14 protein-coding genes and 1 other annotated feature are annotated in these 12,519 nt (G+C 49.2%); of the genes, 5 read left to right on the top strand and 9 right to left on the bottom strand.

What is annotated here, in order from left to right; all coding sequences use genetic code 11:
- Positions 1-3: 3 nt before the first annotated feature.
- From ffh to AB1I49_RS01990, 4 genes are all read left to right on the top strand, one after another.
- Positions 4-1,377: a signal recognition particle protein gene (gene ffh, locus AB1I49_RS02005; RefSeq protein ID WP_316609165.1), complete on the top strand. Its 1,374-nt coding sequence runs from the start codon at positions 4-6 to the stop codon at positions 1,375-1,377.
- Between the two features lie 65 nt (positions 1,378-1,442).
- Entirely contained in the window at positions 1,443-1,688 is a 246-nt protein-coding gene (gene rpsP, locus AB1I49_RS02000) for a 30S ribosomal protein S16 (protein ID WP_316609167.1), read from the top strand.
- Positions 1,689-1,712: 24 nt separating this feature from the next.
- Positions 1,713-1,946, top strand: coding sequence for a KH domain-containing protein (locus AB1I49_RS01995; protein WP_407721256.1), 234 nt, complete (start codon positions 1,713-1,715; stop codon positions 1,944-1,946).
- 63 nt (positions 1,947-2,009) lie between these two features.
- A complete protein-coding gene (locus AB1I49_RS01990; protein ID WP_407721255.1) occupies positions 2,010-2,747 on the top strand; it encodes a hypothetical protein in 738 nt (245 codons plus the stop codon).
- Positions 2,748-2,818: 71 nt separating this feature from the next.
- Here AB1I49_RS01990 and AB1I49_RS01985 read toward each other — a convergent pair whose 3' ends face one another.
- From AB1I49_RS01985 to AB1I49_RS01950, 8 genes are all read right to left on the bottom strand, one after another.
- Positions 2,819-3,121, bottom strand: a complete 303-nt coding sequence (locus tag AB1I49_RS01985) for a hypothetical protein (RefSeq protein ID WP_407721254.1) — start codon at positions 3,119-3,121, stop codon at positions 2,819-2,821.
- A gap of 16 nt (positions 3,122-3,137) precedes the next feature.
- On the bottom strand, positions 3,138-3,383 hold the full coding sequence (locus tag AB1I49_RS01980) for an IreB family regulatory phosphoprotein (protein WP_216524496.1): 246 nt from the start codon (positions 3,381-3,383) through the stop codon (positions 3,138-3,140).
- A 115-nt stretch (positions 3,384-3,498) separates the two neighbouring features.
- On the bottom strand, positions 3,499-5,865 hold the full coding sequence (gene pheT / locus AB1I49_RS01975) for a phenylalanine--tRNA ligase subunit beta (protein WP_316611546.1): 2,367 nt from the start codon (positions 5,863-5,865) through the stop codon (positions 3,499-3,501).
- 15 nt (positions 5,866-5,880) lie between these two features.
- Positions 5,881-6,936 (bottom strand): phenylalanine--tRNA ligase subunit alpha, encoded by a 1,056-nt coding sequence (gene pheS, locus AB1I49_RS01970; RefSeq protein WP_316609173.1) that lies wholly within the window; start codon positions 6,934-6,936, stop codon positions 5,881-5,883.
- A gap of 58 nt (positions 6,937-6,994) precedes the next feature.
- Positions 6,995-7,212, bottom strand: a binding site (T-box leader).
- A gap of 152 nt (positions 7,213-7,364) precedes the next feature.
- Positions 7,365-7,550 carry a DUF6440 family protein gene (locus AB1I49_RS01965; RefSeq protein ID WP_316611547.1) on the bottom strand — a complete coding sequence of 62 codons (186 nt, stop codon included), beginning with the start codon at positions 7,548-7,550 and terminating at the stop codon, positions 7,365-7,367.
- Entirely contained in the window at positions 7,550-8,383 is an 834-nt protein-coding gene (locus AB1I49_RS01960; RefSeq protein WP_316609175.1) for a prohibitin family protein, read from the bottom strand. The genes AB1I49_RS01965 and AB1I49_RS01960 overlap by 1 nt, the downstream gene beginning before the upstream one ends.
- On the bottom strand, positions 8,370-8,936 hold the full coding sequence (locus tag AB1I49_RS01955; protein ID WP_407721253.1) for a DUF1836 domain-containing protein: 567 nt from the start codon (positions 8,934-8,936) through the stop codon (positions 8,370-8,372). Before AB1I49_RS01955 ends, AB1I49_RS01960 begins: the two co-directional genes overlap by 14 nt.
- Positions 8,937-9,824: 888 nt before the next feature.
- Positions 9,825-10,211, bottom strand: a complete 387-nt coding sequence (locus AB1I49_RS01950) for a site-specific integrase (RefSeq protein ID WP_407721252.1) — start codon at positions 10,209-10,211, stop codon at positions 9,825-9,827.
- Between the two features lie 10 nt (positions 10,212-10,221).
- Between AB1I49_RS01950 and AB1I49_RS01945 the strand changes: the two genes are divergently transcribed.
- Positions 10,222-11,664 (top strand): hypothetical protein, encoded by a 1,443-nt coding sequence (locus AB1I49_RS01945; protein WP_407721251.1) that lies wholly within the window; start codon positions 10,222-10,224, stop codon positions 11,662-11,664.
- A gap of 113 nt (positions 11,665-11,777) precedes the next feature.
- On the opposite strand, the gene AB1I49_RS01940 is transcribed toward AB1I49_RS01945, so the two are convergent.
- Positions 11,778-12,116, bottom strand: coding sequence for a DUF6664 family protein (locus AB1I49_RS01940; protein WP_407721250.1), 339 nt, complete (start codon positions 12,114-12,116; stop codon positions 11,778-11,780).
- Between the last annotated feature and the right edge of the window lie 403 nt (positions 12,117-12,519).

Below are 12,519 nucleotides of genomic sequence, written 5' to 3'. Positions count from 1 at the left end.
TTTATGGCATTTGAAGGACTTGCGGATAAAATCAGCAACGCGTTCAAAAAACTTAAAAGCAAGGGCAAGCTGAGCGAAAACGACGTAAAGGGCGCGATGCGTGAGGTCAGACTCGCGCTGCTCGAGGCGGACGTTAACTACAAGGTCGCGAAGGACTTTACCAATAAGGTAACGGAACGCGCCATCGGTCAGGACGTTATGGAAAGCCTTACGCCCGCGCAGATGGTTATCAAGATCGTCGACGAGGAGCTGACGGCTCTGATGGGCGGCGAAAACGAAAGACTCAACTTCAACTCAAAGCCTCCGACCGTCATTATGATGTGCGGTCTGCAGGGCTCCGGTAAAACGACCCACTCGGCGAAGCTCGCGAAGATGCTCAAGGCGCAGAACCGCCGCCCGATGCTCGTCGCCTGCGACATCTACCGTCCCGCGGCTATCGACCAGCTCAAGGTCGTCGGCGCGAAGGCTGACGTTCCCGTATTCGAAATGGGCACGGAGAACCCCGTCAAGATAGCGCGCGCGGCCGTACGCCACGCGAAGGACTACGGCAACGACGTCGTTATCCTCGATACCGCGGGCCGTCTGCACATCGACGAGGTGCTGATGAACGAGCTAAAGGAAGTCAAGGCTGAGGTCAACCCCGACGAGATCCTCCTTGTTATCGACTCGATGACAGGTCAGGACGCGGTCAACGTGGCAAAGAGCTTCAACGACCTGCTCGAAATCACGGGCGTTATCCTCACAAAGCTCGACGGCGACACCAGAGGCGGTGCAGCGCTCTCAGTCAAGGCGGTTACGGGCAAGCCTATCAAGTTTGCCGGAACCGGCGAGAAGCTCGACGACATCGAGGTATTCCACCCCGACCGTATGGCGAGCCGTATTCTCGGCATGGGCGACGTGCTCACCCTCATCGAGAACGCCCAGAGCAAGCTCGACGAGAAAAAAGCCGAGGAAATGGCGCAGAAGATGCTCAACAACAAGCTCGACTTCAACGACCTCAACGAGCAGTTCAACCAGATAAAGAAGATGGGCCCGCTCAAGGGTATCCTCTCAAAGCTCCCCGGCATCGGCAACCAGCTCGACGACGTCGACATCGACGACAGACAGATTGACTGGCTGCAGGCTCTTATCTACTCGATGACTCCTGAGGAGAGAGCAAATCCCTCAATCATCAATCCCTCGAGAAAGCGCCGTATCGCGGCAGGCTCGGGCAGAACCGTTGAGGAGGTCAACAAGCTATTAAAGCAGCTTGAGCAGATGCAGAAGATGATCAAGCAGATGAAGGGCGGCAAGGGCTCAAAGAAGCGCCGTAAAAACAAAATGCTTCCCGGACTCGGCGGAATGCCGATGGGCGGCGGAAACGGCATGCCGTTTTAAGAAACGCTATTCTTCCATTTTTTAATGGTGAATATATAATTAATATTTTTATAGAGGTGTAAATTATGGCAGTAAAAATCAGACTTAGAAGAATGGGTTCAAAGAAGGCTCCCTACTACAGAGTAGTAGTTGCGGATTCCAGATACCCCAGAAACGGCAGATTCATCGAGGAAATCGGTACCTATGATATCCTCAAGCAGCCCTCCGAGTTCAAGGTAGACGCCGAGGCTGTAAAGAAGTGGATCGCCAACGGCGCTCAGCCCACCGATACCGTAAAGGCTCTGCTCAAGAAGAACGGCATCATCGACTAATTTCGGGCAGGAAGGAATACTACAATGCAGGAATTACTTGCTATCATCGCCAAGGGCTTGGTTGACGACCCCGACGCTGTAAGCGTTGACAGGGACGAGACCAACAAGGAAGGCGTAACCGTATACCATATTCACGTCGCAGAGGACGACATGGGCAGAATCATCGGCAAGCAGGGCAGAATCGCCAAAGCTATCCGTACGATCGCCAAGAGCGCGTCTATCCGCATGGACGAAAGAGTAATGGTTGAAATCGACTAAGCAACGAAAGGGCGTGTCACGCCCTTTTTTGTTTGTTAAAAAAATGACAAAGGAGATGTACATATGAAAAAGCTAACTGCCGCAATTGCGCTTACAATCGCCGCCGCGACCGCTGTTACCGCGTTCTCGGGCTGCAATATCATCAAAAGCCTTCTCCCCTTCGGCAAGAACGAGCCGAGTACCGCGCCTGTGACGACCGTTGCGGCAACAACTGCTCCCGCAACGACTCAGGCGGCAACCACAGAACCACCGACAGTCGCAAAGCAGACCGAAGCTCCGGCTGCAACGACCCGGAAGCCCGAGGAAAGCTCGAACACTTCGGAATATCCTTCTCAGCTTGACGGCGGCTTCTACCTTGTAACCACCCCGACCTGTGCCAGCGCAACCCTCGGAATCAACTTTACCGTGCCCGAGTGGCAGAACAAGGTCTACTGCAAGAACGGAAACTCAAACAGAGGCTTTTACTTTGAGTTCTACGAGGCGTCGAACCTTATCAACGGAATCGAGAAGTACGGCTTCGACAGCATGGGTCTGCTCTTCGCGGTATACGCAACCGACACCGAGGCAAACGGCGACATCGAATATCCCGCGGGCTCGATCGTGCTCAACGGAGAGAAGAAGTACCTGACCTACTTCAAGCCCACCGACGTACGCTTTGACACGGAGGACAAAACACTGCAGCAGAACTATCAGGACGCGTATCAGTACCAGCGCGATTATTTCCAGAGCGGAGTGGTTCGCGAGGATATGCAGTACAGTCCGTCGGCACACACAAACAGCGTAAATCTCAAGTCAAACTAAATCCGGACACGCAAAAAGGAGCGCCAAAGCGCTCCTTCTTTTTGTTTGCGTGAATGCCGTCAAAACGGCTCTTACATTTTACCCGCCAATGCTCTGCCGAGCCAGATATCGGCGATATCCATCGCAAGGTAAAAGCCATGCTTCTCGCTGGTCTTTACAATCGCCTTACGGGGTAAAAGGTACGGGTCTGTAGCCATAAGCTGAACCGTAATCTTGTCGGCTACCTCGATTCCGCCGACTTCCTTCTTTGACTTGATCTGAAGTCTGACGACATACGGCTCTTCCATGTTGCCGTAATAGATTTCGTCACCGCAGCGGACAAGAGGTCTGCCCTTGTAGGTTGAAAACTCCTTCGCCGCTTTAGCTTCTGCCACAAGGCATCATCCTTTCTTAAACATTGAGGTACGATTTAACCAGTGCTTCGAGCAGATCGTCGCGGTCAATCGCGCTGATGATGTTGCGCGCGTTATTGTAGGTAGTGATGTAGGTGGGATCCTCGCTGAGGATATAACCCACAATCTGGTTTATGGGATTGTAACCCTTCTGCCGCAGCGCGTCATATACGATTGTGAGGCCTGTTTTTATCTGATCGTCCTTTTCATCGCCCAGGGAAAAAATCATCGTCTTTTCTAACATACCGAAGCACCTCCCGTTTATCTATTCTATTATTATACAGGAAAAGGCTAAAAATTGCAAGTGTTTTTATACATTTTAAAAGAAAACGGGAGCGCGTGACGCTCCCGTATAGCTTTTATCTGAGTGTAACCTTGATTTCCCTGAGATTTGAGATGATCTTATCCATGATCTCCTGTACCTCGCCCGAGCTGAGTGTACGCTCGGCAGAAGAGAACTCAAAGCGGATCGTGATGCTGTGGAACAGCTCCGTGTCGTAGGTGTCGACAATCTTGGTATTCTTCAGAATACCCTTGCCCTCGTTCTTCCAGCAGTGCTCGAGGTCTGCGTAGAACACGCCCGCGGGTACCACGACGCTGATGTCGTAATCCATCGGCGGGAACTTCGACGGCTCCTCGTAGCAGATCGAAGCGTTCTCAACGCCTGCGAAGGCGTTCATGTCGATCTCCGCGAACACGATACTGCTTTTCTTGTCGATCTTCTTGCCGACAGTCGGGTGAACGATGCCGATCGTGCCGATCTCCTCGCCGTCGAGCAGGACGGTGTTGAGGTTTACGGGATGCTCGTAGCTGTGCTTTGCCTGAGCGATTTTGTAGCCGAGAGCCTTATGCTTGAGGTCGTCTGCGATTGTCGCTAGCATATCGCGGAGCTCAAAGTAGAGCGTGCGGACGTCCTTTGTCTTGCTGTAGAGGGTGATCGCGAGCTTCTTGTACTCTTTGCAGAGGTTGTTCTCGTCAACGCCGTCAACCACTCTGCCCACCTCGAAGATGCCGAAGTCCTGAGCGTAACCGACGTTCGTCTTAACCTGACAGAGCTGTGTCGGGATCATCGAGCGGCGGAGAGTTTCGATGTTGGGGTTGGTTGCGTTAAGCAGGCGGACATTCTCCTCAACGGGAATGCCGAGAGCCTTCTGCTCGTCCGCGTATGCCCAGATGTAGGAATGAACCTCGTGCAGGCTGTAACGCTTGACGAGCATATCCTTGATTCTGTCCTCGTTATTCTTCACAACGTCCTCGCGCACGGGATAGAGCGGCGAGCGTGTGGTGTTGATCTCGAAGTTGTCGTAGCCGTAGATACGGGTGATCTCCTCGATGATGTCGGCGTTCATTGTAACGTCCTTTGTCGCTCTCCATGAGGGAACGAGAACATCGAATTTGTCTCCGTCGAGGGTGACCTTAAATCCGAGACTCGTGAGAGTCTTTACGATGGTGTCGTTGCCGATCTCAATGCCCGTGTAGCGGTCGACGAAGCTCTTGTCAAAGCTAAGGTCAACCTGCGGATATCTGAACGCGTACTCGTCGGTGAGTGCGGAAACAACCTTTACGCCGCCGTCGTACTTCATGAGCAGATAGAGGAAACGCGCGATTGCGGGAACGGTCAGCTCAGGGTCTAGGCTCTTTTCGTAGCGCATTGAAGCGTCGGTGCGGTGAGCAAGACGGACTGTCGACTTGCGGATAGAAGCCGCGTCAAAGGTTGCGGACTCGAGGGTCAGGGTGGTGGTATCCTCTACGATTTCGGAATCCAGACCGCCCATGATACCGGCGATCGCGACGGGAGTATTATCATTGCAGATCATCAGGGTGTTCTCGTCGATATTTCTCTCAACGCCGTCGAGAGTCCGGAAAACAAAGGGCTGATCAAAGCGCTTGATGCGGATCTTGCCGACCTTGCGCGAATCGAAGGCGTGCATGGGCTGACCCATCTCGAGCATGAGGTAGTTTGTGAGGTCGGCGAGGAAGTTGATACCGCGCATTCCGCAGTAGAAAAGACGAATCCTCATGTTGACGGGGCTGACGCTGCGCGCGATGTTCTCAACCTGCAGGCAGGAATAACGCTGACAGAGCGGATCCTCGATTTTGAGGTCGACCTCCTGAAGCTCGTTGTAAGCCTCAAGATCGGCGGTATCGAGCGGCTTGAGCTCTCTTCCTGCGAGAGCGGCGAACTCGCGCGCTATACCGTAGTGCCCCCAGAGGTCGGGACGGTTGGTAAGAGACTTGTTGTCAACCTCAAAGATGATATCGTCAATCTCGTAAACGTCCTTGATATCGGTGCCGTTGGGCACGTCGTCGGTGATTTCCATGATGCCGGAATGGTCGTCGCTGATTCCGATTTCGGACTCGGAGCAGCACATTCCGTAGGACATAAAGCCCGCGAGAGGACGCGGTGCGATCTCGATCTCGCCGAGCTTTGCGCCGACCTTGGCGAAAGCGGTTTTCATGCCGACGCGTACATTCGGCGCGCCGCATACTACATCGGTCAGCTCGGGCTCGCCCGCGTCGACCTTGAGAAGATGGAGCTTCTTTGAGTCGGGGTGATTCTCGACGGACTTGATCTCCGCAACGACCACGCCGCTCAGATCAGCGCCTTTATAGAAAATCTCGTTCTCCACCTCGGCGGTAGAAAGCGAAAAACGGTGAATCAGATCCACCTTATCAAGACCTGTGAAATCCACGAAGTCCGAAATCCAGTTCATTGACAGGAACATAGCTTATACCCTCCCTTAGTTATCATCGTCGGTAAACTGCGACAGAGCCTTGAGGCTGCCGCTGTTGAGGTCGCGGATATCCTTGACGCCGTACTTCATCATCGCAAGACGCGTAAGGCCGAGACCAAACGCGAAGCCTGTGTACTTCTCGGGGTCAACGCCGCCCTCGCGCAGAACGTTCGGGTGGATCATACCGCAGGGACAAAGCTCCAGCCAGCCGCTGTGCTTGCAGGAGGGACAGCCCTCTCCGCCGCAGATTTCGCAGTTGATGTCAAGCTCGAAGCCGGGTTCTACGAACGGGAAAAAGCCCGGGCGGAGACGAACCTTGATGTCGCGCTGGAACACCTCGGAGAGCATTGTTTTCATAAAGTAAATGAGGTTCGAGATAGAGATATCCTTGTCCACCATCATACCCTCCATCTGGAAGAAGGTATTCTCGTGGCAGGCGTCGGTCGCCTCGTTGCGGAAGCAGCGTCCCGGGAAAATCGCCTTGATCGGCACGCCGTTCTCGGTGAGGTTCTTGCCGTACTTTCTGAGAATCGCGTTCTGTGCCGCCGAGGTCTGCGTTTTGAGCAGCTGACCGTTCTCGAGATAGTAGGTGTCCTGCATATCGCGCGCGGGGTGGTGCTTGGGAATATTTACCGCCTCAAAGCACTCGTAGTCGGTTACGACCTCGGCGTAATCCTCTACGGTGAAGCCCATTGACTTGAACACAGCCTCGCACTGACGCTGCGAAAGAGTTACGGGGTGATAAGAACCGCGTGTAAGCTCGGGCGGAGTTGTAACGTCAAATACAGGCATGAGGTTGATTTCAGCCTCGATAGCTTTTCTGTTGAGCTCCTCGACCTTCTTGTCGATCAGCTCGGCGGCGTTCGCCTTGAGCTTATTGACCTCCGCGCCGAAGGTCTTTCTCTCCTCGTTGGTGAGATCCTTCATACCCTTGAGCAGCGCTGTGATGCTGCCCTTTTTGCCGAGATAGCCGACCCTGAGCTTGTCGAGCTCTGCAAGGTCGCCGACGCTGCTCAGCTTCTGCTTGATTTCTTCTCTGAGAACATCAATTCTGTTATCCATAATTTCCTCCTATATAATATTTGTAATTATGCAGAAAAAAGCCCTGTGCAGTTTCCTGCACAGGGACGAAAAATTTCCGTGGTACCACCCTGATTTCCGATTGCTCGGACACTCGTTGTGCCTGTAACGGGGCAAGCCGTTGAAGCTTACTGCAAATTCAGCCTCACCACTCGGGAGTGAACTTCACACTGAGCCGCAATGACGCGCTTTCAGCCGATGACGCGTCTCTCTTTCAGAACGGTAATTCCGTGCTACTCTCTCCGTCGCCGTGTTATCTCTTAACATAATACCACTATTCAAAGTAATTTGCAAGTGTTTTAAATCGCGTACTAAAAGTTTTATTTAATTTCCGCTGCACATTTTCGCGGGAAATGTCTCAGCTATACCTTACTTCGGCTATTCTTCGGCAAAGGTTCCATATAAAGCAATTACTTTGTTACCACAAGCGAGCCGTCGGCGTTGTAGAGCGGAGTTAAGCCGCCGCTGTAACCGCTCTTGATAAACAGATAGTTAACGCCCGTTTCGGTATCGACAAGCACGGTTCTAGAGCCTAACTCGCTGAGCGACTTTCCTTCGGTAAGCTTTTCAACGAATCTTTCATTCTTCTCTTTCATCAGTTTGCACTTCCTTTTTCAACTCCGCCGATGTCGATAATCGTGCCGCTGCCGCCTTCAACACGGGGCAGCTCGCCGTTCCATTTTTCGATCTTCTTGTTTTCAATAATGTTGTCGGTCAGCGACTTAGAAATCGTTTCATTAGCCGAAGCCTCCGCGTCAGCCTTGATCTTTACAGCCTCGGCGTCCGCCTGAGCGTTCGTGATCTTGGTCTGCTTCTCGGTTTCAGCCTTCAAAAGCTGCTGCTGAGCAACCTGCTTCTCCTCGATCGCCGTGATGAACGCCTCGGAGAAATCAAAGTCGATGATATTTACGTCGGTCACGTAAAGACCGATGTCGTTGAGCTTCTTGTTCAGACCCTCAACCAGTCCGTCGGAAATCAGCGCGCGGTTTGTAACGCTCTCCTCGGCGGTGTAGGTCGCGGTGATAGCCTTGAGCACCTCGTTTACCGCAGGAACTACGAGCACGTTCTCATAGTCCGCGCCGATGTTCTTGTAGATGCTGTAGCTCTTTGAGGTATCTACGCGGTAGTTGATCGCGAGCACCGTCTTGACGCTCTGCAAGTCCTTAGAGAACGCCTCGGTGTTTACCTCGAGCTTCTGAATGCGGTTGTCAATCTTTACAACGTCCTGAACAAAGGGAGCCTTGAGGTGGATACCCTCCTGAAGCACACCCTCGTTGACCGCGCCCATAGTGACGACAACGCCTGTGTGACCCGCCTCAACAACGACAAAGCTGTTAAGCGCGACGATAACCGCCGCCAGCACAATCACAGCGGGAATTATGATTTTCTTGATATTTACATTAATTTTTTTCTTCTCAGTGGTCTCCATTGTTTTTCTCCTTCATAATGTCAAAGAGCAAGTCTGCCTCGCGCTTGTACTTGCCCGCGATATACGCGAGCGCCATCACCGTCAGCGCCTGACGCAAAATCTCTGCCGCGTCTCCGCGCATGGGTGTGTAGTCCGATGTGATCTCCGCGACCAGTCCCGAAATATCGTCCGATGGCTTCTCCTCTGCCCTGCCGATGACCGCACAGAGGTAGTCGTACATCTGCTCCTCTGAAATGATGTCGTCGTCCGTGTCGTTCGCGTCTCCGTTGACAAGCGCCATCAGCGTACCTATCCTGTCAAGCGGCATACAGTCGCGCAGCGAGGAGATCAGCAGTATTCGCGCAAGCTGACGTTCGCGGTACTTCTTCTGCTCAGGGCGGGAAACAAACCCGCGCTTGACCCAGTTCTGTATCGTCGAGCCCTCAAGTCCCGTAATCGAACAGACCTGACTGAGCGTCAGACCGTCGGTCGCGCGTATCAGAGGACGGATTTTTGAGAACATTCCCTTGTCACCGTCATACGGGAGCGTAGTCCCGGGTATAAACGCCTGCAATAAAGTCACCCGCCTTTCTTATGCGTTGAGATGATTATATCACAGGTTCATATGACTGTCAATAGCTTTCTTATGACTTTTTGAAAAAATTCTGCGGTCGCCAAGGTAAAAAAATACGATACCCCGGATTGGGTATCGTATTTTTGGCGTCCCAGAAGGGTGTTAGTCAAATTGGAAGTGTGCAATCTCGCCTGACCGGTTCAGTGCGAACAATAAACATTTATCTGCTCTCTCCCTAAAAACAGTCCGCCGGACTGTTTTCTTAACGGTCGCCTTCGAATCCCTTCCGGGACAATATTATGGTAAAAAAATACGATACCCCGGATTGGGTATCGTATTTTTGGCGTCCCAGAAGGGTGTTGGTCAAATTGGAAGTGCGCAATCTCGCCTGACCGGTTCAGTGCGAACAATAAACATTTATCTGCTCTCTCCCTAAAAACAGTCCGCCGGACTGTTTTCTTAACGGTCGCCTTCGAATCCCTTCCGGGACAATATTATGGTAAAAAAATACGATACCCCGGATTGGGTATCGTATTTTTGGCGTCCCAGAAGGGATTCGAACCCCCGGCCTTTCGCTTAGGAGTTCCTCAGGAAGGCTCCCTTTGGAGCTTAACGAATATCAAATTTTCCCTTTCTAATGCGGTTTTCAGCAGGTAACGTGGTAGTCTGTAAACATCTAAAATGTGCTAACATTAACGAGTTGTGTGTATTCCTGTTAGCAAGGTGTTAGCACGTCCCCGAAAAAAGTTGCCGCATAACGTGGTAGTTTTGAGATATAATTTCCTTACCATAATTCAATAAATGTATTCTATCACAAATATAAAACATAGGCAAGAAAAATTTAGGACGCCCCAAACGGAACGTCCTTTTACATTTATATATAGCCTTTTATGCGTTGTTTTGATACTGCTGTAAAAACGCCTGAAACGCTTTGCCCATTTCGGGATTTGCGAAAATCTGTCCGAGCAACTCTGTTGGATTTATACCATTGTTATTACTGTCTGATTTGGATTGTTGCGGCTGCTGGTTATAGACCTGTTCGTCAACTCGGCGAGCGTTGGCAACTCTATCTTCGTCGAGAATATGCGAATACTGCTCCGTTACCATATCAGCCCGTGCGTGTCCTGAATCGCCCTGAACGGCTTTTATATCACCGCCCGACCATTTGAGCTTATATGTAATACTCGAATGACGCAGGCTATGGAAACAAACATCAGGCAAGTTGTGATCTCTGATTAGCTTTTTTAACGCCCTTGTGATTATCTGTCCCTCCATCGGTCTGCCTGTGGAGCTTGAAAATAACAAATTATATGGTGAACATTTTGGTGAAGGCCTCCGACAGATTACCGTAGGTTGTATTGCTTCAAGCGATCCTAGTGAAAATACAGATATAGGTTTTTGTGCAGGTGAGTACAGTAATGGAAAGGTAACACTTAAATATTATCACTGGGATGAACGTTTTGAATGGAATCCAGTGAGTGATCAGATTGATGAAGAAATAGTATTAACCTCAAAAAAACGCACAACAAAAAATGATCGCTTTTCAAAAAGCAATGAATTATCTCCAGATGCTATTAAAATACTTGACAACGATACATTATCTCTCCCGCCGAGAGCTGATAATTTTAGACTTGATGGGCATTGTCTTATTAGCCCTCTAGGTAAAGATGGAATCAAATATTACTGGAGAAAGGGCGAAGAACATGTTGAGAGTCTAACATTTAACCAGAGGGTTTCGGAAGAAGCAAAAGATAAGGATCAAGCAAACATTGATAGAAACACTTCGTCATATACAATTTCTACAAGCATTGGCTGTATGCTTTCTGCGTGGCAGAAGCAATGTCGATTCTGTGCCACTGGTTCTCGTAGCTTTAAAGGATTTTTAACTGCAGAGGAAATTGCCCTACAGTGCATTTTTATGGCGCTTTACGATTCTGTGTGCCCTGGCTACCCAGAAGTTAGATATCATGCAAGAGAGTTTTCCTTTATGGGACAAGGCGAACCTGGCTTTAATTATTCTTCAATTAGAGAAGCAATTAAACTGACAGATTATGCAATGGAAAAAATCAACCAAGAAGTATATCGGTATGTCATATCCACTTGTGGAGTTTATGATTTCATGCCTTCGTTAATTGAAGATATTCAAAAGGGTATATTTAAGAATAAAGTTAACATTCATTTTTCATTACATGCAATTGATAAAGAAAGATCTCGGCTAATGCCAATCAACGAAGACTATGATTATGAAACATTTCTTAGTTACTGTCGGGAATTATTTGCTGTTACTGGCGAAAAAATAGGCGTTGGTATTTTAATGTTTAAAGAGTATGTTCCTCCGAAAAGAGCTGGCGAGGAAAGCATTAATCCCATAACATTAACTGAAGATTTACTATCTAAGATTTTAGAGAAACTTGATCCAAAAGTTTTCCGAATAGATTTGTCAGTATTAAATAAGACCAATGTTACTGAAAATAAAAAGACAATGGATGCAACAGAAGCTGGAAAATTACTGGATAAAGCGACAAGTATGGGGTTTGAAGCCAAACTGTTTACATCGTTTGGAGCTTCTCAACAGTCTGGTTGTGGAATGCTTAACTCTATACAAGTTGATGCTGAAGAAGACGGTGAAAAAACAATAGATGTTTTCAATAAAGCACGTCGGCTCCTGTACTATTCGGTTCACTCTTTAAAATCAAAAATGCATCCTGAATCTTCTATTGAAAAGTAGAATGATAGCTGTCAATTCATCTTATACACTATATTAATATCTATTATACGTCACTGGCAAAAGCCGCCTGCTCCAATTGAGGAACAGACGGCTTCAATCGTTGTTATTCGGTTTTATTTGATTTGTATAATTCCTGCTTTACTGAGATACCCTATACTATCATAACAGCCCCTCAAATACACGGCTTCCTGCTGTTTATCGAAAAGCCTGTTGCGAAGCGAGAGTATATTTATAAGCACCTTGCAATCCTGTTCAGACAGCTCTGCGGCTTGCTCTGAATCAAATACAGCCTTTATTTTCGGATAATCCTCATATAGCTTGACGATACGCTCCTCAATATCTCTGTAATCGGAGTCCGTGTCACGCAGTTTATTGACAACGGAGCTTATATACTCCCCAAAGCTGTTACAAAAACAATCAATAAAGGTTTCCGGCTTCTCGGACGCTTTCATAATGATCACCTCAAAATCCTCTGCCATTATATATTATTATATGTATATAACCTTAATATACTTCTTTCGGGCGTAGGATAGCTTGATGATGATTTCATCTATCACATCGGTGTATTTGCCTTGCTCAATAAGGGCGTTTTTGAGATCAATCAAAGATTTCAAAACCTCCGAGCGTTCTTCATTCGTTAGGTATATATGGTATTTGGGCGTTCTCATAAAATCACTTCCTTCTGCCATTATTATATGTCAGAAGTTGTCGCAGCTCAATTTTTGCGAACAAACTACCACCATACCGCACACCTAACTCTGTTAGCAGGATTTTTGAGGGATTTTTCCTGCTGTTAGCAAGAAAGCGATTTTTGTTAGCAAAAACGGCGGTTTTGTGCTAACACCTGTTAGATAA

Origin of the sequence: Ruminococcus sp. NATIVEDY160 (genome assembly GCF_045819885.1) — a bacterium.
Taxonomy (GTDB): Bacteria; Bacillota; Clostridia; order Oscillospirales; family Acutalibacteraceae; genus Ruminococcoides.
The sequence above is the reverse complement of the archived record's forward strand: the minus strand, read 5'-3'. Positions and strand labels throughout refer to the sequence as shown.